This window comes from Pseudomonas sp. IB20, assembly GCF_009707325.1.
Classification (GTDB): Bacteria; Pseudomonadota; Gammaproteobacteria; order Pseudomonadales; family Pseudomonadaceae; genus Aquipseudomonas.
Genome location: NZ_CP046103.1, coordinates 1,229,834 through 1,249,025, shown reverse-complemented (window position 1 = coordinate 1,249,025; position 19,192 = coordinate 1,229,834). Strand labels below are relative to the sequence as shown.

Here is a 19,192-nt window from a genome sequence, read left to right as displayed (position 1 = left end):
AAACAACAGCAAGAAAAAACCCACCGGGTCAGGGTGGGTTTTGGTGGATCAGGTGTGGGATCAATCCCTCAGATCAGACTCATGGATCGGCTGATCGCGATGGGTCGCCCGTTGGTACTGCGCCGGCCAGATCGCCTTGCGCCCACCCAAGTCATCATCGGCATGCAGCGGCCAGTACGGGTCACGCAACAGCTCACGGGCCAGGAAGATGATGTCGGCCTGGCACGTGCGCAGGATGTGCTCGGCTTGGGCCGGCTCGGTAATCATGCCGACGGTGCCGGTGGCGATGCCCGACTCTTTGCGTACACGCTCGGCAAAGCGCGTCTGGTAACCGGGGCCGGTGGGGATCTCGGCGTTGGCGGCGGTGCCGCCGGAGGACACGTCGACCAGGTCCACGCCCAAGTCTTTGAGGCGGCGTGCCAGCTCCACGGTTTCATCCGGGTTCCAGCCGTCTTCCACCCAGTCGGTGGCCGATACCCGTACAAACAGCGGCAGCTCCTGAGGCCAGACTTCACGCACAGCCTTAGTGACTTCGAGCACCAGGCGGATACGGTTTTCAAACGAGCCACCGTAGTGGTCCTGACGCTGGTTGCTGATGGGCGAGAGGAATTGATGCAGCAGGTAACCGTGAGCAGCGTGGATTTCCACCACTTCAAAACCGGCAGTCAGCGCGCGTTTGGCGGCGGCCACAAAGTCGGCGATCACGTGTTGGATCTGCGCTTCGTCCAGTTGCTGGGGTTGCGTGTGATTGGGGTCGAAAGCAATCGGCGATGGGCCTACCGGCACCCAGCCGCCCTCTTGCGGCTTGACGCTGCCGTGCTTGCCGATCCACGGCCGATGCGTGCTGGCCTTACGCCCGGCATGTGCCAGTTGAATGCCCGCCACCGCGCCTTGGGCGGCAATAAACCGCGTGATGCGTTGCAGCGGTTCGATCTGTTCATCCTTCCACAGGCCCAGGTCCTGGGCGGTGATGCGGCCATCGGCGGTCACGGCGGTGGCTTCGGTGAAAATCAGCCCGGCGCCGCCGACGGCGCGGCTGCCAAGGTGCACCAGGTGCCAGTCATTGGCCAAGCCGTCCTCGGAGGAGTACTGGCACATTGGCGAGACGGCGATCCGGTTGAGCAGGGTCAATTGACGGAGGGTGTAGGGTTCGAGCAGCTGACTCATGGCGCACCTCTTCAGGGTTCTGTGGGCACTATTCAAACAGTGCTTAGAGCCTAGTCGACAACGGTGGCTTGCATAGGGTTCAGAAGGAAAACGGGAGCCGATTGCCGGCCCCCGTGTCGCAGCAGCTTACATTTCGACCTGGGTGCCCAGTTCGATCACGCGGTTTACCGGGAGCTTGAAGAAGCGCAGGTTGCCGTTGGCGTTCTTCAACATGAACGCAAACAGGCTTTCACGCCAACGGGCCATGCCCTTGATGCGCGAGGCGATCACCGTTTCGCGGCTGAGGAAGTAAGTGGTGCGCATCGGGCTGAAATCCAGGTCGTCCAGATGGCACAACTTCAGTGCCTCGGGCACGTCCGGCTCATCGGTAAACCCGAAGTGCAGGATCACCCGGAAGAAGCCTTCCCCGTAGGCGTCCACCTCAAAGCGTCGTGAGGCAGGCACGCGCGGAATGTCTTCGTAGACCACCGTCAGCATCACCACCTGCTCATGCAACACCTGGTTATGCAGCAGGTTGTGCAACAGCGCGTGAGGCACGGCGTCGGGCCGCGCGGTGAGGAACACGGCGGTGCCCTGCACGCGATGCGGCGGCTGCACGCGGATGCTGCTGATAAAGATCGGCAAGGGCAGCCCGCCCTCGTCGAGGCGGTCCATCAACAGTTCTTTGCCGCGCTTCCAGGTGGTCATCAGTATAAACAGCACAATCCCCGCCAACACCGGGAAGGCACCGCCCTGCACGATCTTCGGCACGTTGGCGGCGAAGAACAGGCCGTCCACCAACAGGAAGCCGATCAACACCGGAATCGCCAACACCGGTGGCCATTTCCATAGCAGCAACATCACCGCCGACACCAGGATGCTGGTGATCAGCATGGTGCCGGTCACTGCCACGCCGTACGCCGAGGCCAAGGCGTTCGAAGATTCGAAGCCCAGCACCAGCAGGATCACGCCGACCATCAGCGCCCAGTTCACCGCACCGATGTAGATCTGGCCTTGCTCGGCGCTGGAGGTGTGCTGGATATGCATGCGCGGGATGTAACCCAACTGGATCGCCTGGCGGGTCAGGGAGAACGCACCAGAAATCACCGCCTGGGAGGCAATCACCGTGGCCAGCGTCGACAGTGCCACCAGCGGGATCAACGCCCACTCCGGCGCCAGCAAGTAGAACGGGTTACGCGCCGCTTCCGGGTTTTCCAGCAGCAAGGCGCCCTGGCCGAAGTAGTTGAGCACCAGCGCCGGCAGCACCAGGGCGAACCATGCGCGAGCAATCGGCTTGCGGCCGAAGTGGCCCATGTCGGCATACAGCGCTTCGGCACCGGTCAACGCCAGCACCACCGCGCCGAGAATCGCCACGCCCATGCCGGGGTGGACGATAAAGAAACGCACGCCCCACACGGGGTTCAGCGCGTTGAGCACCTCGGGGTGTCGCAGGATGCCGTGCACGCCGAGGCCGCCCAGCACCAGGAACCACACCACCATCACCGGCCCGAACAGCTTGCCGATGCGATCGGTGCCGTGTTTCTGGATCAGAAACAGGCCCACCAGCACCACCAGCGACAGCGGCACCACCCAGCGCTCCAGGCCATCAAAGGCCAGTTCCAGGCCCTCGACCGCCGACAACACCGAGATCGCCGGGGTGATCATGCTGTCGCCGTAGAACAGCGCGGCACCGATCAGGCCGAGGATCACCAGCACCGAACGTAATTTGGGGTACGGCGCCGCCGCCCGCCGTGCCAGTGCCGTCAGGGCCATGATGCCGCCCTCGCCCTGGTTGTCCGCACGCAGGATAAACAGCACGTACTTGATCGACACGACCCACACCAGCGACCAGAAAATCAGCGCCAGAATGCCGAAGACCCCGTCATGGTTGACCTGAACCCCGTAACCACCAGAAAACACTTCTTTAAGGGTATAGAGCGGGCTGGTACCGATATCGCCGTACACCACCCCGACTGCTGCCACTAGCATGCCAATCGGCTTTGCATTGGAATGCTCGGCACCTGCCGCCTGACTATTTGCCTGACCCATCAACCACTCCTGCCCTTTGACCCAAGGTCTTTTATAAACAACGCGTCTAAGCTGACCGTAGCATGCGCTGTTTTACTTCTCGTAACAGACGTTTTATTGACCCAAGGGTTTTACCCGTGCGCAACGGCGCGAAGCATAGCGCAGCACTCGTCGCATTTCCCTGCATAAAGCTGGTCAAGTGCGTTGCCCGTCGCTAGAATTGGGCACTTTTTGATCAGAGGCACACCAAGTGCCCCATCCGCTGCCCTGCTTTACCCGTGCGCAACGGCGCGAAGCATAGCGCAGCACTCGTCGCATTTCCCTGCATAAAGCTGGTCAAGTGCGTTGCCCGTCGCTAGAATTGGGCACTTTTTGATCAGAGGCACACCAAGTGCCCATCCGCTGCCCTGCCCTTCTAGCCGGCGGCGTCATTCAATACCGAGGTTAGACATGTCCACCACCATCGCAAAAGCCAACCCCAAGGTCGGCTTTGTATCTCTGGGTTGCCCTATTGATACTCAAAATAAACAGAACACGTAACTGGTAATTTTTTGGCAAAAAAAAGCCCACCGATTGGCGGGCTTTCGTGTAAGCAAAGCTCAAGCAAAAACGACTTCAACTCGCCCTTCTCGGCGGGACCGAGGGGCTGCCTTTACGACGATCTGCACGTCGCGACCTAGTCGCGAAAGACAGTCCATCATCTTGGCTTGAGTATCTACGGCACTTCACGAGACTCTATAAAAGACGCAAGGCAAAACTATCGCTAACTTACTGACTCTACCAACATTAGCGTAATAGGCTTTAATTTGGCGTTCAATTGATGCGCTGTTGTCGCTCTCGCGGCGAACACCGCAGCATCAGCAGGTGCTGGCACCGGCCCTGGCTGATGTGTATGCGCGGCTAGTTGCGTGTTCATCTGCTGCACCAGGTCAGCAAATCGCAAGCACCTGAGCACGTTACCCTTCGATCCCAACCAAGTCTTGGGCGCGACCAGTCGCTGGCTGACCGCCGCCACGCTCTTCGCAGCCCCTGAATCCTTTCCTCCATATCGCCACCCACCGTGGCGTTGTGCTTCTGCCCCACCACCAGGTTCAAGTCCCGCCCGGTCGCCTGGTGCAGATCATCCACCGCCGCCAGGCTCGCAGATCCGCCTGAAGCAGCTTGAGCGCGCCCAGGGCTTCAAGCGTCTTGATGCCCCCTACCGACTCGTTGAATGGTCGTCCACGGTCCTGGTGTGGCTCTGGAACCGCTCGGTGTTGCCCATCGCCTCCACTTCCCGCTCGATCGCCTTGTCCAGGATCTTGCCGTCAGTTGGCGCAGCCAGTTGCCGTCGCGTCACACGCTGCTGACAGGCCTCGCTGTGCTGCCACACCTGGTCGCCCTTCGGGACGCTGGGCATGCTCAGGCCGTGGGGCAGAATGGTTTGGATATAGGGCTTGTGCGGCAGGCCGTAGGCAAAGCACACCACACTTGGGTGCCTTCCTCGGGGAACGCATAGATGCCCATTTCCTCGCCACCGGTGGGCAGCGGCAAAGGCACGCCGGCCAGGATCGGCAGCTTGGTATCTGGCTCGCCGTCCGGCCCCATGACCTCGATGTCGACCGCATAGCGCGGGCGGAAGTCGTCGCAGATCCCGGCGCCGGCGGGCGCATCGGCCACGGCGACAACCCGGGCAAAGCGTGGCAGGTGGTAACCACCGGTAGTTCGGGAAATTGTCGTTCTACGCTGCGGCGGATTGCGTCGTCCATCGGATGGCCATCTGGTTGTCGATGAGCGCCACACTGGTGATGCGCTCGCCGTGGTTGATCGTTGCACCTGGTCGCAACCCGGGAAGGGCTGCAATCATCGCGCTTTGGTTGCCCTGGTAATCGTCGAACAGTTCCACCGGCAGCTGCAGCGGCGAGCGAACGCCAAAGAAGCTGTCAGCCCAACTGCCCACGAACACTTCACCGTCACCCTGCTGCTGCCAGATGAAGTCGGGATATTGAAAACCCGGGCCAGGCTGTCCATGGCTTGATAGCCGGCGGCCAGGCTGTAGAAAAATGGCGCCTTAACGCTGGCATACGGCTGCTCCGGGACGCGAAAGCGCAAGCCGGTGTGCTGGCCGATCTCGACCAGGACGGCGCGCAGGTCGACGTGACGCAGGTTCAGCGGCAGCGGGTTGGCCAGGATCGCGGCCAGCTCGCGAAACTGCTGGGGGCGAAGCATAGCGCAGCACTCGTCGCATTTCCCTGCATAAAGCTGGTCAAGTGCGTTGCCCGTCGCTAGAATTGGGCACTTTTTGATCAGAGGCACACCAAGTGCCCATCCGCTGCCCTGCCCTTCTAGCCGGCGGCGTCATTCAATAAGGGCGAACCCTGCAGGCTGTGAGTATATGAGTAATAATCCGCGTGTAGGGTTTGTATCGCTAGGGTGCCCAAAGGCTCTGGTCGACTCCGAGCGCATCCTCACGCAATTGCGTATGGAAGGCTATGACGTCGTGTCCACGTACCAGGACGCCGACGTGGTGGTGGTCAACACCTGTGGCTTCATCGACTCGGCCAAGGCTGAGTCGCTGGAAGTGATTGGCGAAGCCATCAAGGAAAACGGCAAGGTCATCGTCACCGGCTGCATGGGCGTGGAAGAAGGCGCTATCCGCAACGTGCACCCAAGCGTACTGGCCGTGACCGGCCCGCAGCAGTACGAGCAGGTGGTCAATGCCGTGCATCAAGTGGTGCCGCCGCGCCAGGACCACAACCCGCTGATCGACCTGGTGCCGCCGCAAGGCATCAAGCTGACGCCGCGCCACTACGCGTACCTGAAAATTTCCGAAGGCTGCAACCACAGCTGCAGCTTCTGCATCATCCCGTCGATGCGCGGCAAGCTGGTCAGCCGCCCGGTGGGTGATGTGCTGGACGAGGCTCAGCGCCTGGTTAAATCCGGCGTGAAAGAGCTGTTGGTGATCTCCCAGGACACCAGCGCCTATGGCGTCGACGTGAAGTACCGCACCGGTTTCTGGAACGGCGCGCCGGTGAAAACCCGCATGACCGAACTCTGCGAAGCCTTGAGCAGCCTGGGCGTGTGGGTGCGCCTGCACTACGTTTACCCGTACCCGCACGTGGACGAGCTGATCCCGTTGATGGCCGCCGGCAAGATCCTGCCGTACTTGGACATCCCGTTCCAGCACGCTAGCCCGAAAATCCTCAAGGCCATGAAACGCCCGGCCTTCGAAGACAAGACCCTGGCGCGTATCAAGAACTGGCGCGAGATCTGCCCGGACCTGATCATCCGCTCCACCTTCATCGTCGGCTTCCCTGGCGAGACCGAAGAAGACTTCCAGTACCTGCTGGACTGGCTGACCGAAGCGCAACTGGACCGTGTCGGTTGCTTCCAGTACTCGCCGGTGGAAGGCGCTCCGGCTAACCTGCTGGACGCTGCCGTCGTTGCGGACGACGTCAAGCAAGACCGTTGGGAGCGTTTCATGGCGCACCAACAGGCCATCAGCTCGGCACGCCTGCAACTGCGCATTGGTCGGGAGATCGAAGTGCTGATCGACGAAGTCGACGAGCAAGGCGCCGTAGGCCGCTGCTTCTTCGATGCGCCGGAGATCGACGGTAACGTGTTTATCGACGATGCCAGTGGTCTGAAGCCGGGCGACAAGGTCTGGTGCACGGTAACTGACGCCGACGAATACGACCTGTGGGCGCAAAAGCGCGACTGATCGTCACTGGCGTGTAAAAAAAATACAAAAGCCCCGCCTCTGGACAAGATGCGGGGCTTTTTTAGGTCTATCGTTTGCCCATTGGCGAAGATCTAGGCAAGGGGCAGCGGGCATGCGTCAGCTTTCGGTCATCCACACACCCAAAATCAGCGACTTCGCGCACTTGGCGCAACTCTGGGAAGACTCGGTGCGGGCAACCCACGATTTCTTGCCGGACAGCTACATCGTCCTGCTCAAAGAGCTGGTGCTGACGCGTTACCTGGATTCGGTGATGCTGATCTGCACCAAGGACGCACGCCAACGCATCACCGGGTTTGCCGGGGTGGCAGCGGGCAAAGTCGAAATGCTGTTTATCGACCCGCAGCACCGCGGCCAGGGCCTGGGCCAGCAACTGCTGCGTTATGCGATCGAGCACATGAACGCCGACCAGCTGGACGTTAATGAACAGAACCCGCAGGCCCTGGGCTTTTACTTCAAGCAGGGCTTCGAGGTAATCGGCCGCGCGGAGCATGACGGCCTGGGCCAGCCGTACCCGCTGCTGCATATGCGTTTGCGCACATCTGTGGGAGCTGGCTTGCCTGCGATGCGGGCGACGCGGTAGCTCAGGTAGACCGAGGTGATGCCATCGCGGCGGCGTGCGGGCGACGCGGTAGCTCAGGTAGACCGAGGTGATGCCATCGCAGGCAAGCCAGCGCCCACAAAAAGCCACCCTGCTGAAATAGGGCCGGGATTAACCGGCGCCAGGCAGGTACAATAGCCGCCCCCTTTTGTTACGGCCCTTGTCATGACTGACCCCATACGCCTCTCCAAACGCCTTATCGAACTGGTCGGTTGCTCCCGTCGGGAGGCTGAGCTGTTTATCGAAGGCGGCTGGGTCTCGGTGGACGGAGAAGTGATCGACGAGCCGCAGTTCAAGGTCACCACCCAGAAGGTCGAGCTGGACCCAGAGGCGAAAGCCACTGCGCCGGAGTCGGTAACCATTCTGCTGCACGCGCCGGTGGGTGTGGATGCCGAAACGGCGATGGCCTCGATCAGCGCAGAAACCTTGTCCGAAGAACACCGCTTCAGCAAACGCCCGCTTAAAGGCCACTTCCTGCGCCTGACCGCCAGTGCCGACCTGCAAGCCAAGGCCAGCGGCCTGCTGGTGTTCACCCAGGACTGGAAGATTCTGCGCAAGTTGACCGCCGATGCCGCCAAGATCGAGCAGGAATACGTGGTGGAGGTTGAAGGCGACATGGTTGCCCACGGCCTCAATCGCCTGAACCACGGCCTGACCTACAAAGGTAAGGAGCTGCCGGCCGTAAAGGCTAGCTGGCAGAACGAAAACCGCCTGCGCTTTGCGATGAAGAACCCGCAACCGGGCGTGATTGCCCTGTTCTGCGAAGCCGTCGGCTTGAAAGTCATCGCCATCCGCCGCATCCGCATTGGCGGGGTGTCCATCGGCAAAGTGCCGGTCGGCCAATGGCGTTACCTGTCCGGCAAAGAGAAGTTCTAAGCCGTTCCCCTTTTCTCGACACCGCCTGATTAGGCGGTGTCTTCAGTTGAATACCAGGATTGCCCACCATGATTCACAACGACGTACTGCGTAGCGTGCGCTACATGCTCGACATCAGCGACAACAAGATGGTCGAGATCATCAAGCTCGGCGGCATGGACGTGACCAAGGAAGACCTGCTGACTTACCTCAAGAAAGACGAGGAAGAAGGCTTTGTGTTCTGCCCGGATGACGTCATGGCCCACTTCCTCGATGGCCTGGTGATCTTCAAGCGCGGCAAAGACGAAAGCCGTGCGCCACAGCCGATCGAAACCCCGGTGACCAACAACATCATCCTCAAGAAGCTGCGCGTGGCCTTCGAACTGAAGGAAGACGACATGCACGCGATCCTCAAGGCTGCCGAGTTCCCAGTGTCCAAGCCTGAGCTGAGCGCACTGTTCCGCAAGTTCGGCCACACCAACTACCGCACCTGTGGCGACCAGTTGCTGCGTAACTTCCTCAAGGGCCTGACCCTGCGGGTTCGTGCGTAAGCCATGAGTTACCACGTCTCGCCCGTCGGTTTCGTGCGCTCCTGCTTCAAGGAGAAGTTCGCCATCCCACGCCAGCCCCAACTGGCACCGGCCGCCCGTGGCGTGCTGGAACTGGTGGCGCCGTTCGACCAAGGTGAGGCGGTGCAGGGCCTGGAGCAGGTCAGCCATGTGTGGTTGCTGTTTCTGTTCCACCAGGCCTTGGAAGACAAACCACGCTTGAAAGTGCGGCCGCCACGGTTAGGCGGCAACACGTCCATGGGCGTGTTTGCCACCCGCGCCACTCATCGGCCCAACGGCATTGGCCAGTCAGTGGTCAAGCTGGACAAGGTCGAACCGGGGCGGCTGTGGATTTCCGGGATTGACCTGCTGGATGGCACGCCAGTGCTGGATATCAAGCCGTATGTGCCGTACGCAGACATCATTGACACCGCCACCAACAGCATCGCCAACAGTGCGCCACAGCTGATTCCTGTGCAGTGGCTGAAGACCGCCCTGCAACAGGCACAGGGCCATGCGCAGCGCCTTGACGAACCATTGGTGGCGTTGATCGAACAGTGTCTGGCGCAGGATCCACGGCCGGCGTATCAAACGCCGGGGCCGGAGCGTGAATATGGTGCGCAGTTCTGGGATGTGGATGTGCGGTGGCACTATCCGGAAGCCGGGATGATTTGCGTGCTGGAAGTCATTCCGGCCAAGTAAACGTCGAAAACAAATGTGGGAGCTGCTTGTCTGGGAGCTGGCTTGCCTACGATGCAGACACCTCGGTCATTCAGTAGAACCGAGGTGACGCTATCGCAGGCAAGCCAGCTCCCACACAAGCCAGCTCCCACATTCATTTGGATCGGCGGTTATTTCTCGACGAACGCACGCTCGATCAGATAATCACCCGGCTCACGCATACGGGGCGAAACTTTCAGGCCGAAGCTGTTCAACACTTCGCTGGTTTCGTCCAACATGCTTGGGCTGCCGCACAGCATGGCGCGGTCGTCCTCGGGGTTGATCGGTGGCAGGCCAATGTCGCTGAACAGCTTGCCGCTGCGCATCAGGTCGGTCAGGCGGCCTTCGTTTTCGAACGGCTCGCGGGTCACGGTCGGGTAGTAGATCAACTTGTCACGCAGGGCCTCGCCGAAGAACTCGTTCTGCGGCAGGTGCTCGGTGATGAATTCGCGGTAGGCGACTTCGTTGACGTAACGCACGCCATGGCACAGGATCACTTTTTCGAAACGCTCGTAGGTTTCCGGGTCCTGGATCACGCTCATGAATGGAGCGAGGCCAGTACCCGTGCTGAGCAGGTACAGGTGTTTGCCCGGCTTCAAATCGTCAAGCACCAAGGTGCCTGTCGGTTTTTTGCTGATGATGATCTCGTCGCCTTCCTTCAAGTGCTGCAATTGGGAAGTCAGCGGGCCATCGGGCACCTTGATGCTGAAGAACTCCAGATGCTCTTCCCAGTTCGGGCTGGCAATGGAGTAAGCGCGCATGAGAGGGCGGCCATTAGGCTGTTGCAGGCCGATCATCACGAACTGACCGTTCTCGAAGCGCAAGCCCGGGTCGCGGGTGCACTTGAAGCTGAACAGAGTGTCGTTCCAGTGATGAACACTGAGGACACGCTCGTGGTTCATGTTGCTCATGTACGGGGAACTCCTGGAAATGGGTCTGCGCCAAAATTGAAGTGCGCAATTGCACAGCATTCTAATGGCGGCGACAATATCTGTTAACTGGATTATTAAGATAAGGGTTATCGGTTATATCGATATGCGATTTACTCTCCGTCAACTGCAAGTCTTCGTCGCCGTCGCCCAGCAGGAAAGCGTCTCCCGCGCTGCTGGCCTTCTGGCCTTATCTCAATCCGCCGCCAGCACCTCGATTACCGAGCTGGAGCGTCAATCCAGCTGCCAATTATTCGACCGCGCGGGCAAACGCCTTAGCCTCAACGCCCTCGGCCATCAGCTGTTGCCCCAGGCCGTGGCGCTGCTGGACCAGGCCAAGGAGATCGAAGACCTGCTTAACGGCAAGTCCGGCTTCGGTTCCCTGGCGGTCGGCGCCACCCTGACCATCGGCAATTACTTGGCGACGCTGCTGATCGGCAGCTTTATGCAGCAGCACCCCGAAAGCCAGGTGAAGCTGCATGTGCAGAACACTGCACATATCGTGCACCAAGTGGCGCACTACGAAATTGACTTGGGTCTAATCGAAGGCGACTGCAGCCACCCGGACATCGAGGTGCAAACCTGGGTGGAAGACGAACTGGTGGTGTTTTGCGCACCGCAGCATCACTTGGCCAAGCGCGGCGTGGCGACCATGGAAGAGCTGACCCACGAAGCGTGGATCCTGCGCGAGCAAGGTTCCGGCACGCGCCTGACCTTTGACCAGGCCATGCGGCATCACCGCAGCGCGCTGAATATCCGCCTCGAGCTGGAGCACACCGAGGCGATCAAACGTGCCGTGGAATCGGGGTTGGGGATTGGCTGTATTTCCAGGCTAGCGCTGCGCGATGCGTTCCGCCGTGGCAGCTTGGTACCGGTGGAAACCCCGGACCTGGACCTGGCGCGACAGTTCTACTTCATCTGGCATAAGCAGAAGTACCAGACCTCGGCGATGCGCGAGTTTCTGGAGCTGTGCCGCGCCTTCACCGCCGGGGTTCAGCGCAGCGACGAGATCGTGCTGCCGAGCATCGCCTGATCCTCAGATCAGAATCACGGCCCACACCAGGGTGATCATGGTCAGCGCGACGAATTGCGCGGCGCTGCCCATGTCCTTGGCGTTTTTCGACAGTGGGTGCAGGTCGAGGGAAATCCGGTCGATGGCCGCTTCCACCGCCGAATTGAGCAACTCGACGATCAAGGCCAACAGGCACACCGCGATCAGCAAAGCGCGCTCGACCCGGCTGACGTGCAGGAAAAAGCTCAGCGGGATCAGGATCACGTTGAGCAACACCAACTGACGGAAAGCCGCCTCGCCAGTGAAAGCCGCACGCAGGCCATCCAGGGAATAGCCCCCTGCATTGAAGATACGTTTGATACCGGTTTGACCCTTGAAAGGCGACATAGATGTAGGCAACTGAACCAAAGGAGTGGGGAAACTAGATCACGCAAAGTCAAAAAAGCGTGAATCAGTAACAACTTAATGCTGCGAAATTGACTCAAGTTGTTGCAAGAGCAGCGCCGCCTGAGTGCGCGTCCGTACGCCCAGCTTGCGGAAGATCGCTGTTACGTGGGCCTTGATGGTCGCTTCTGACACGCTCAGTTCGTAGGCAATCTGCTTGTTCAGCAAGCCTTCGCAGACCATGGTCAGCACCCGAAACTGCTGGGGCGTCAGGCTGGCGAGGCCATCACGGGCGGCCTTGGCTTCGTCGGACACGTTGATTTCTTCAAACGCCTGCGGCGGCCAGGACACGTCGCCATCCAGCACGGTACGCACGGCGTTCTGGATCGCTTCCATTGAGCTGGACTTGGGAATAAACCCGCTGGCGCCAAACTCCTTGGAGCGCACCACCACGTCAGCGTCTTCCTGGGCCGAGACCATCACCACCGGGATCTGCGGGTATTGCCCGCGCAACAGCACCAGCCCGGAAAAACCGTAGGCGCCGGGCATGTTCAGGTCGAGCAGCACCAGGTCCCAGTCGGATTTTTCGGTGAGGCGGGTTTCCAGCTCGGCAATGCTGGCCACTTCGACCAGGCGCACGTCCGGCCCAAGGCCCAGGGTTACGGCCTGATGCAGCGCGCTGCGAAACAGCGGGTGGTCATCGGCTATCAGGATTTCGTATGTGGCCATTGATTAAATGATCCTGTTTTTTATGGCAGCCCTGATGGGTTCAGGGTTCGCCAGTACACAAGGTAACGGCCAGGCAGCCATCACCACAGGGCATGCTCAACGTCAAAAACACCTGCAACGACGCTGAAAATTCACGGTTACGCCCCAATCGGCGCCCAGCATGCCCAGCGTAGCCTAGAGGGTCAAGCACTACGCCCGTGGGCATTTTAGCGGCGCGCGGGTTTACGGTGCCATCATGCAAACGTCGTGTGGTTATAGCACCGGGATATAGGGTGCAAGGCGAGTATGGACGACGTCCGTCGGGTCCAGCGGTAACTGGAACTTAGCAGCCAGGTAATGGGTGCTGAAGACGTCGAGGTAGGCATCCAGCACTTCACTGGCGGCTTGGTCACTGGCCAGCTCCAGGCACAGCGCCGCGACTTCGGCGGTGCAGAAATGGTCATCACGTTTGGAGCGGCGCAGCTTATAGCGCGACAGCTGCTCGGGCGCCAGGCTCAACACCGGCAAGTGTTCCAGGTAGGGGCTTTTGCGGAACATCTTGCGCGCTTCGCTCCAAGTGCCGTCCAGCAGGATAAACAGTGGGCGCTTGCCCGCCGCCACCGTGACTTCGCCGACGACCCGCTCAGGCGCGACGAATTCGCCGGGGAACACGATATAGGGCTGCCATTGCGGGTCGGCCAGCAAGGTCAACAGTTCGGGGTCGACCTCGGTGCGCGACCAGGCGAACGCGGTGGTGTCTTCGATCACATCGGCGATCAGCCAGCCGGTATTGCTCGGTTTCATCGGCTCAACATCGTGCATCAGCAGGCACATGGCCGAGCGCGCCTCTACCTTCGGCCGCCAGGCACACAGGCAGTACTCGGGAATCACCCGACAGCCGGGGCAGCGTTCGGCGCGCGAACCACGGTTGAGAAAAGGCCGCACGGCCCGCGCCAGGCGCTGAGTACGCAAACGGGAGACGGCGTGGCTCATCGGGTGCAACCCGTGAAAGGGGAAATCGACACTGAGGAAACTCGAGGCAGGCTTTAAGTGGCCGCAGTTTACCAGAGCCATCCGCACTTCCGAGCGATACGCCTGGCTGTAGTGGCAACGGCTCACCTATAATTGCGCGCCACTGAACGCACAGCGCAGTGGCTGGTCTATGCACCAGTAACCGAATCAGGAGAGTTTCATGCTGCGTTCCATGCTGCGCGTTGTTGCCCCATCCGTCGCCCTTGCGTTGGTATTGCCTATGGGCGCCCACGCGGCCTCGCTGCTGGAGGCCCAAATGAACCGCAAGCTGCAAAGCGTCGCGGCTGAAAGCAACAAGGACCTGCCCCGGGAAATCGACGAAAAAACCCTGGAAGTGGCCTACACCGTTGAAGGCATGCAACTGATCGACCACCTCAGCGTACAGCCCGACCGCGCTGAACAGATGCGCGCCAACCCCAAGGCCGTGTACTTCCAACTGGGTCAAAGCGTGTGCCTGAACAAGGGTTACCGCGAATTGATGGCCAAGGGCGCAGTGATGCGCTACGAAATCACCGAGAACAAGACCAACCGCCCGGTGGCGTCGGTCAAGTTTGTAGAAGCGGATTGCCCGGCACCTGCGGCAGCCAAGAAGAAAAAGTAACGTTTGCTCGACCGTCGCGCGCTGCTGTCCAGTGGCGCGCACTTCCCTCGCTGCCTCTGCCTGCCAACAACTAAACTGCCTGATGTGTTGCCAATAACCGGTTGCCAGCCAAGGGTTTTTCGGCTCATGATCACGTTATCTCGGCAGCCCTTCCACCGCGTTTTCCACGCCGTTCTGTAACATTTTCAGGGCAAAAGAGGGTTGCCCTCCTGCGACTTGCAGTGCAAAGGTTTCCAAATCACAAGGAACATACAGAGCCCGCTTTGCCGCTCGGCGAACACCGTGCAAGCCTTCGGCATGCAGCGACACACGCAGTGTCGCGGCCGCAGACGAATTCTCGTCGATGGCCCTGGCTCTGTGAAGAAGGAGAAGTTGAATGCCTTACGAATCGAATGACCACCTGCTCCGTCATTTTGAAGAACACGGGGCCGACCTCACACAGCAGGTCGATGCGCAACTCCAGCTGATCGCTCCCAACAGCTCGAATATCCCCCTTTATCGCGACATGATCCTCACCGTTCTGCGCATGGCCCAGGACGACCGCAACCGCTGGAACGCGAAAATCACCTTGCAGGCGATCCGCGAACTGGACAATGCCTTCCGCGTACTGGAACAGTTCAAGGACCGCCGCAAGGTGACGGTATTCGGCTCGGCGCGAACGCCGGTCGAAAGCCCGCTGTACGCCCTGGCCCGGGAAGTCGGCGCCAAGTTGGCGCAATCAGAGCTGATGGTGATCACCGGCGGTGGCGGCGGCATCATGGCGGCAGCCCACGAAGGCGCAGGCCTGGAACACAGCCTGGGGTTCAACATCACCCTGCCGTTTGAACAGCACGCCAACCCGACCATTGATGGCACTGAGAACCTGCTGTCCTTCCACTTCTTCTTCACCCGCAAGCTGTTCTTCGTCAAGGAAGCCGATGCATTGGTGCTGTGCCCGGGCGGTTTTGGCACGCTGGATGAAGCGCTGGAAGTCCTCACCTTGATCCAGACCGGCAAAAGCCCGCTGGTGCCGGTGGTACTGCTGGATGCTCCGGGCGGCGGTTTCTGGCAAGGCGCTTTGGACTTTATCCGCAGCCAGCTGGAAGCCAATCGCTACATCCTGCCCACCGACCTCAAGCTGGTCCGCCTGGTGTACAGCGCTGAAGAGGCGGTGGACGAGATCAACCAGTTCTACGCCAACTTCCACTCCACCCGCTGGTTGAAGCGCGAGTTTGTGGTGCGCATGAATCACCCGCTCAGCGAGCGTGCCCTGGCCCACTTGCAGAGCGAGTTTGCCAGCCTGCGCCTGAGTGGGGAGTTCCAACAGCAGGCGTATACGGGCGAAGAACATGATGAGCCGAGGTTCGGCCATTTGACGCGCTTGGTGTTCAACTTCAATGGGCGTGATCAGGGCCGTCTGCGGGAATTGGTGGATTACATCAACTTGCCGGAGAACTGGGCGCAGGCTCAAGGGAAGACCCAGCAGCGAGTGACGCCCGAGCCAGCGTGACTTTTTGAAGGCAAAAAAAAAGGCCCACTATTTTCATAGTGGGCCTTTTTTGTGGTGTTTCAGGTGACCTTACAGTGAAGCGAATGGGGCTGCTACGCAGCCCAGCGGGAGCAGCGAAATGGGGCTGCTACGCAGCCCAGCGGGAGCAAGCTCCCTCGCCACAAAAGCTCGCCTATCGTCCCGGTCAGTCGTCCATGTCTCGGCCACTTAATAGGCGGCTGATCATCTCCATCGAAAACCCGCGATAACTCAGAAAGCGACCTTGCTTCGCACGCTCCCTGGCATCAATCGGCAGATGGCCGGCAAACTTGCGGCGCCAAGTGTCTTCGAGCTGCGACTGCCAACTGATACCGCACTCACGCAGGGCGAGATCAATATCGACGCGTTGCAGGCCGCGCTGGCTCAGCTCTTCGCGAATTCGCGCCGGGCCATAGCCGGAGCGCGCTCGGTAGGAAACAAAGCTTTCGAGGTAACGGGCTTCCGACAGCAGCCCTTCTTCCGTCAAGCGGTCGAGGGCAGTGTCGATCATCTCGGGCTCTGCGCCGCGCTGACACAGTTTACGCGTCAGCTCGACTCGACCATGCTCGCGTCGAGCGAGCAGGTCCATTGCAGTGCGCCGGACGGCGACGAGTGTATCCAGTACAACAGTCATCGTTTGCTTCAGATGTCAGTGTCGGCTTCTGCTACTTCTTCAACCGGCTCGCGGTTGGCTGCAGCTTTCACGTCAGGCGCTGGGGTCAACAGCTTGTCGCGGATCTGCTTCTCAAGCGTGGCAGCGATATCCGGGTTATCCGCCAGGAACTTGGCCGAGTTGGCCTTGCCCTGACCGATCTTGCTACCGTTGTAGGCATACCAGGCACCGGACTTCTCGACGAAACCGTGCAGCACGCCAAGGTCGATCATCTCGCCGTTCAGGTAAATACCCTTGCCGTAGAGAATCTGGAACTCAGCCTGACGGAATGGCGGGGCCACTTTGTTCTTCACGACTTTAACGCGGGTTTCGCTACCAACAACCTCGTCACCTTCTTTAACCGCGCCAGTACGGCGGATGTCCAGACGGACCGAAGCGTAGAACTTCAGCGCGTTACCACCGGTGGTGGTTTCCGGGCTGCCGAACATCACGCCGATCTTCATACGGATCTGGTTAATGAAGATCACCAGGCAGTTGGCGTTCTTGATGTTACCGGTGATTTTACGCAGCGCTTGGGACATCAGACGGGCTTGCAGGCCCACGTGCATGTCACCCATTTCGCCTTCGATTTCAGCCTTGGGTACCAGGGCGGCCACGGAGTCGACCACGATCACGTCGATGGCGTTGGAGCGCACCAGCATGTCGGTGATTTCCAGGGCTTGCTCGCCGGTGTCCGGCTGGGAAACCAGCAGGTCGTCAACGTTGACGCCCAGCTTGCCGGCGTATTCAGGGTCGAGGGCGTGCTCGGCGTCGACGAACGCGCAGGTGGCGCCCATTTTTTGAGCCTGGGCAATCACCGACAGGGTCAGGGTGGTTTTACCGGAAGATTCAGGGCCGTAGATTTCAACGATACGGCCTTTTGGCAGGCCGCCAATGCCGAGCGCAATGTCCAGACCCAGAGAGCCAGTGGAAATAGCCGGGATCGCCTGACGGTCGTGATCGCCCATACGCATTACGGCACCCTTGCCGAATTGACGTTCGATCTGACCCAGGGCCGCAGCCAAGGCTTTCTTCTTGTTGTCGTCCATTAAAGTCCTCACGTAATCAATAAGGCCTGACGGCCAACACCTGTATAAGTAGACAGTATTGTTCCACAAAGATCGAAGATCGCCTACCCCTGATTTTCTATTTCTGCTGCAGCTCGTCGCAACAAGCCCTCTAACGCGGCTTTTACCGTTTGTCGGCGGACCTCGTCACGGTTGCCGGGGAAGTGCGCCAGCTCCGCCGTCACTTCCTCGCCCACACCAAAGGCCAGCCACACGGTGCCGACCGGTTTGTCCGGCGAACCCCCATCGGGCCCCGCCACGCCGCTGACCGCCACGGCATAGCGCGACAGGCTTTTTTCCTGCGCGCCCCGCACCATCGCCTCGACCACTTCCTGGCTGACGGCGCCGACTTTGGGGAATAACGCCTCCGGCACATTCAATTGCCGGGTCTTCTGCCGATTGGAGTAAGTGACATACCCCGCCTCGAACCAGGCCGAACTGCCCGGTATCCGCGTGATGGCTTCAGCGATACCGCCCCCGGTGCAAGACTCGGCGGTGGTGACGTGGGCATTGAGCACCTGCAAGCGGCGCCCCAATTCAGCGGCCAGTTGAGTGATTTCCTTCACAGTCGTCTCCAGAAGTCGGCGGGGGATTTGCCTACCCTACAGGAGCAAATCGCGCGCGCAAGCCACAGACTGGATCAAGATGCTAACGCCCGACGGCGCGTACATACGCCTGGCAGGCACGCAAGGCGATCAGGGCGCTATCACCGTCGTCGGTGATGGCGAGAATTTGCGTTGCAGGCTGAGTGCCTGGGCATGTTCAACCGATTGCAGCTCAAGCTGCGCGCCATAACGCCAAGCCTGCACCTCTAGGACGCGCATACTCGTTGCAGGCTGAGTGCCTGGGCATGTTCAACCGATTGCAGCTCAAGCTGCGCGCCATAACGCCAAGCCTGCACCTCTAGGACGCGCATAACACCGCTTTCACACGTGCACACAATTGCAAACGATCCTCCAGGCCATTGAGCCCGCCGTTGATGCGCCGGGTAATGGTGGTGAACTCGTCTTGGTCAGCGAGTTCATTCAAACCATTGCTCTGCCAGAACCACGCGGCCGACTCACACGCCCACTGCGGTTGCTCCAGCAGCTCGGGCTGGCGCAGCAAACGATCATCACCAAACAGCGCTTGGCTGCAGGCCAGGTAGTTACGCCGCCCGGTGATTTGGATAAGCCCCCTGCCCCGATACTTCGCGCCATCGCCATCCGCCTCGGGGGTGTTACCGAGGCGCTCGGCCAAGGCGCCGGTGTCGTATTTACTCAGGTATTGATCGCTGCCCAGTTCGCGAACGTAGCGCAGTTCGCCGGATTCGTGACCGACCTGGGCAAGGAAGGCAGCAGTGCGTTGAGGCGTGTTAATTTGCCGGTTCAGCATGGCTGCATTGAGCGCAGATAGGAAAACGCCCGCTAAGGAGCGGGCGTGCGGGAACACTTGCTGAAGCTGCTCAAGCGTCACGGGATGACCTTTGCGCGAGCCGTCGCCCGCGCCGCAAGAACCGCTTCGGGCACCGGCGTCTGCTCCTCGATGAACCGCACGTTGAGCGCCACTTGGCCGTCGGTTTGGGTTTGCAGGGCGGCGATCAAACGGTTGATCGCGGCCAATTCTTCGTCAGTCATAGGCATCTGGGTTCCTGTGTAAAGCCTTCATACAAGCGGCGATCACGCCGTATCATTTTTTGCGAGTG

At 60.2% G+C, this 19,192-nt stretch carries 20 protein-coding genes and 4 pseudogenes; 8 read left to right on the top strand and 16 right to left on the bottom strand.

Going from position 1 to position 19,192, the window contains the following annotated elements:
* Positions 1-60: 60 nt before the first annotated feature.
* The 5 genes and pseudogenes from GJU48_RS05705 to GJU48_RS05685 form a co-directional block, all read right to left on the bottom strand.
* The gene (locus GJU48_RS05705; RefSeq protein ID WP_094949970.1) at positions 61-1,167 is read right to left on the bottom strand and encodes an NADH:flavin oxidoreductase/NADH oxidase; all 1,107 of its coding nucleotides are present in this window, start codon (positions 1,165-1,167) and stop codon (positions 61-63) included.
* Between the two features lie 126 nt (positions 1,168-1,293).
* Positions 1,294-3,195: a potassium transporter Kup gene (locus GJU48_RS05700; RefSeq protein ID WP_094949969.1), complete on the bottom strand. Its 1,902-nt coding sequence runs from the start codon at positions 3,193-3,195 to the stop codon at positions 1,294-1,296.
* A 578-nt stretch (positions 3,196-3,773) separates the two neighbouring features.
* Positions 3,774-3,887: pseudogene (locus GJU48_RS05695) on the bottom strand (transcriptional regulator); the annotation flags it as partial.
* A 50-nt stretch (positions 3,888-3,937) separates the two neighbouring features.
* Positions 3,938-4,922 (bottom strand): annotated as a pseudogene (locus GJU48_RS05690) (hypothetical protein).
* Positions 4,895-5,361 (bottom strand): annotated as a pseudogene (locus tag GJU48_RS05685) (hypothetical protein); the annotation flags it as partial. The pseudogenes GJU48_RS05690 and GJU48_RS05685, both read right to left, overlap by 28 nt.
* Positions 5,362-5,548: 187 nt before the next feature.
* Here GJU48_RS05685 and rimO point away from each other — a divergent pair.
* The 5 genes from rimO (at position 5,549) to tsaA (ending at position 9,598) form a co-directional block, all read left to right on the top strand.
* Positions 5,549-6,874, top strand: coding sequence for a 30S ribosomal protein S12 methylthiotransferase RimO (gene rimO, locus GJU48_RS05680; RefSeq protein ID WP_094949932.1), 1,326 nt, complete (start codon positions 5,549-5,551; stop codon positions 6,872-6,874).
* A 112-nt stretch (positions 6,875-6,986) separates the two neighbouring features.
* Positions 6,987-7,475: a GNAT family N-acetyltransferase gene (locus GJU48_RS05675; RefSeq protein WP_094949931.1), complete on the top strand. Its 489-nt coding sequence runs from the start codon at positions 6,987-6,989 to the stop codon at positions 7,473-7,475.
* Positions 7,476-7,658: 183 nt separating this feature from the next.
* On the top strand, positions 7,659-8,369 hold the full coding sequence (locus tag GJU48_RS05670; RefSeq protein WP_094949930.1) for an rRNA pseudouridine synthase: 711 nt from the start codon (positions 7,659-7,661) through the stop codon (positions 8,367-8,369).
* Between the two features lie 68 nt (positions 8,370-8,437).
* Complete coding sequence (locus GJU48_RS05665; protein ID WP_083359865.1) at positions 8,438-8,899, top strand: YehS family protein; 462 nt, start codon at positions 8,438-8,440, stop codon at positions 8,897-8,899.
* Positions 8,900-8,902: 3 nt separating this feature from the next.
* The gene (tsaA, locus tag GJU48_RS05660) at positions 8,903-9,598 is read left to right on the top strand and encodes a tRNA (N6-threonylcarbamoyladenosine(37)-N6)-methyltransferase TrmO (RefSeq protein WP_094949929.1); all 696 of its coding nucleotides are present in this window, start codon (positions 8,903-8,905) and stop codon (positions 9,596-9,598) included.
* A gap of 149 nt (positions 9,599-9,747) precedes the next feature.
* Here the strand turns inward: tsaA and fpr are convergent, their stop codons facing one another.
* Positions 9,748-10,527, bottom strand: a complete 780-nt coding sequence (gene fpr, locus GJU48_RS05655) for a ferredoxin-NADP reductase (protein WP_003189055.1) — start codon at positions 10,525-10,527, stop codon at positions 9,748-9,750.
* Positions 10,528-10,651: 124 nt separating this feature from the next.
* Between fpr and GJU48_RS05650 the strand changes: the two genes are divergently transcribed.
* Positions 10,652-11,578, top strand: coding sequence for a LysR family transcriptional regulator (locus GJU48_RS05650; RefSeq protein ID WP_169368331.1), 927 nt, complete (start codon positions 10,652-10,654; stop codon positions 11,576-11,578).
* 3 nt (positions 11,579-11,581) lie between these two features.
* Here GJU48_RS05650 and GJU48_RS05645 read toward each other — a convergent pair whose 3' ends face one another.
* From GJU48_RS05645 to GJU48_RS05635, 3 genes are all read right to left on the bottom strand, one after another.
* Positions 11,582-11,944 carry a diacylglycerol kinase gene (locus GJU48_RS05645; protein ID WP_094949927.1) on the bottom strand — a complete coding sequence of 121 codons (363 nt, stop codon included), beginning with the start codon at positions 11,942-11,944 and terminating at the stop codon, positions 11,582-11,584.
* Positions 11,945-12,019: 75 nt separating this feature from the next.
* Positions 12,020-12,670, bottom strand: a complete 651-nt coding sequence (gene erdR, locus GJU48_RS05640) for a response regulator transcription factor ErdR (RefSeq protein WP_094949926.1) — start codon at positions 12,668-12,670, stop codon at positions 12,020-12,022.
* A 252-nt stretch (positions 12,671-12,922) separates the two neighbouring features.
* Positions 12,923-13,642 carry a tRNA-uridine aminocarboxypropyltransferase gene (locus GJU48_RS05635; protein ID WP_094950002.1) on the bottom strand — a complete coding sequence of 240 codons (720 nt, stop codon included), beginning with the start codon at positions 13,640-13,642 and terminating at the stop codon, positions 12,923-12,925.
* A gap of 199 nt (positions 13,643-13,841) precedes the next feature.
* Between GJU48_RS05635 and GJU48_RS05630 the strand changes: the two genes are divergently transcribed.
* The gene (locus tag GJU48_RS05630) at positions 13,842-14,282 is read left to right on the top strand and encodes a PA3611 family quorum-sensing-regulated virulence factor (protein WP_094949925.1); all 441 of its coding nucleotides are present in this window, start codon (positions 13,842-13,844) and stop codon (positions 14,280-14,282) included.
* Positions 14,283-14,658: 376 nt separating this feature from the next.
* Positions 14,659-15,771, top strand: a complete 1,113-nt coding sequence (locus GJU48_RS05625) for an LOG family protein (RefSeq protein WP_094949924.1) — start codon at positions 14,659-14,661, stop codon at positions 15,769-15,771.
* Positions 15,772-15,955: 184 nt separating this feature from the next.
* Here the strand turns inward: GJU48_RS05625 and recX are convergent, their stop codons facing one another.
* The 7 genes and pseudogenes from recX to GJU48_RS05600 all read right to left on the bottom strand — a co-directional run bounded on the left by recX (position 15,956) and on the right by GJU48_RS05600 (position 19,130).
* Positions 15,956-16,423, bottom strand: coding sequence for a recombination regulator RecX (gene recX, locus GJU48_RS05620; RefSeq protein ID WP_094949923.1), 468 nt, complete (start codon positions 16,421-16,423; stop codon positions 15,956-15,958).
* A gap of 8 nt (positions 16,424-16,431) precedes the next feature.
* A complete protein-coding gene (gene recA / locus GJU48_RS05615; protein ID WP_094949922.1) occupies positions 16,432-17,490 on the bottom strand; it encodes a recombinase RecA in 1,059 nt (352 codons plus the stop codon).
* Positions 17,491-17,573: 83 nt separating this feature from the next.
* Positions 17,574-18,074 (bottom strand): CinA family protein, encoded by a 501-nt coding sequence (locus GJU48_RS05610; protein WP_094949921.1) that lies wholly within the window; start codon positions 18,072-18,074, stop codon positions 17,574-17,576.
* 82 nt (positions 18,075-18,156) lie between these two features.
* Positions 18,157-18,249 (bottom strand): annotated as a pseudogene (locus GJU48_RS25060) (lysis protein); the annotation flags it as partial.
* Positions 18,204-18,332 carry a hypothetical protein gene (locus GJU48_RS25055; RefSeq protein WP_256589235.1) on the bottom strand — a complete coding sequence of 43 codons (129 nt, stop codon included), beginning with the start codon at positions 18,330-18,332 and terminating at the stop codon, positions 18,204-18,206. The gene GJU48_RS25055 and the pseudogene GJU48_RS25060, both read right to left, overlap by 46 nt.
* 79 nt (positions 18,333-18,411) lie before the next feature.
* A complete protein-coding gene (locus tag GJU48_RS05605; RefSeq protein ID WP_371917656.1) occupies positions 18,412-18,882 on the bottom strand; it encodes a glycoside hydrolase family 19 protein in 471 nt (156 codons plus the stop codon).
* A 77-nt stretch (positions 18,883-18,959) separates the two neighbouring features.
* Positions 18,960-19,130, bottom strand: coding sequence for a hypothetical protein (locus GJU48_RS05600; RefSeq protein ID WP_155295943.1), 171 nt, complete (start codon positions 19,128-19,130; stop codon positions 18,960-18,962).
* Positions 19,131-19,192 lie beyond the last annotated feature (62 nt).

What these genes read in the sequence shown, in the direction of transcription:
- GJU48_RS05605 (WP_371917656.1), bottom strand. Translation starts at nt 18,882, where the DNA reads ATGCTGAACCGGCAAATTAACACGCCTCAACGCACTGCTGCCTTCCTT.
- fpr (WP_003189055.1), bottom strand. Translation starts at nt 10,527, where the DNA reads ATGAGCAACATGAACCACGAGCGTGTCCTCAGTGTTCATCACTGGAAC.
- erdR (WP_094949926.1), bottom strand. Translation starts at nt 12,670, where the DNA reads ATGGCCACATACGAAATCCTGATAGCCGATGACCACCCGCTGTTTCGC.
- GJU48_RS25055 (WP_256589235.1), bottom strand. Translation starts at nt 18,332, where the DNA reads ATGCGCGTCCTAGAGGTGCAGGCTTGGCGTTATGGCGCGCAGCTTGAG.
- GJU48_RS05625 (WP_094949924.1), top strand. Translation starts at nt 14,659, where the DNA reads ATGCCTTACGAATCGAATGACCACCTGCTCCGTCATTTTGAAGAACAC.
- GJU48_RS05665 (WP_083359865.1), top strand. Translation starts at nt 8,438, where the DNA reads ATGATTCACAACGACGTACTGCGTAGCGTGCGCTACATGCTCGACATC.
- GJU48_RS05700 (WP_094949969.1), bottom strand. Translation starts at nt 3,195, where the DNA reads ATGGGTCAGGCAAATAGTCAGGCGGCAGGTGCCGAGCATTCCAATGCA.
- recA (WP_094949922.1), bottom strand. Translation starts at nt 17,490, where the DNA reads ATGGACGACAACAAGAAGAAAGCCTTGGCTGCGGCCCTGGGTCAGATC.
- GJU48_RS05630 (WP_094949925.1), top strand. Translation starts at nt 13,842, where the DNA reads ATGCTGCGTTCCATGCTGCGCGTTGTTGCCCCATCCGTCGCCCTTGCG.
- recX (WP_094949923.1), bottom strand. Translation starts at nt 16,423, where the DNA reads ATGACTGTTGTACTGGATACACTCGTCGCCGTCCGGCGCACTGCAATG.
- GJU48_RS05705 (WP_094949970.1), bottom strand. Translation starts at nt 1,167, where the DNA reads ATGAGTCAGCTGCTCGAACCCTACACCCTCCGTCAATTGACCCTGCTC.
- GJU48_RS05645 (WP_094949927.1), bottom strand. Translation starts at nt 11,944, where the DNA reads ATGTCGCCTTTCAAGGGTCAAACCGGTATCAAACGTATCTTCAATGCA.
- rimO (WP_094949932.1), top strand. Translation starts at nt 5,549, where the DNA reads ATGAGTAATAATCCGCGTGTAGGGTTTGTATCGCTAGGGTGCCCAAAG.
- GJU48_RS05600 (WP_155295943.1), bottom strand. Translation starts at nt 19,130, where the DNA reads ATGCCTATGACTGACGAAGAATTGGCCGCGATCAACCGTTTGATCGCC.
- GJU48_RS05670 (WP_094949930.1), top strand. Translation starts at nt 7,659, where the DNA reads ATGACTGACCCCATACGCCTCTCCAAACGCCTTATCGAACTGGTCGGT.
- GJU48_RS05650 (WP_169368331.1), top strand. Translation starts at nt 10,652, where the DNA reads ATGCGATTTACTCTCCGTCAACTGCAAGTCTTCGTCGCCGTCGCCCAG.
- GJU48_RS05675 (WP_094949931.1), top strand. Translation starts at nt 6,987, where the DNA reads ATGCGTCAGCTTTCGGTCATCCACACACCCAAAATCAGCGACTTCGCG.
- GJU48_RS05635 (WP_094950002.1), bottom strand. Translation starts at nt 13,642, where the DNA reads ATGAGCCACGCCGTCTCCCGTTTGCGTACTCAGCGCCTGGCGCGGGCC.
- tsaA (WP_094949929.1), top strand. Translation starts at nt 8,903, where the DNA reads ATGAGTTACCACGTCTCGCCCGTCGGTTTCGTGCGCTCCTGCTTCAAG.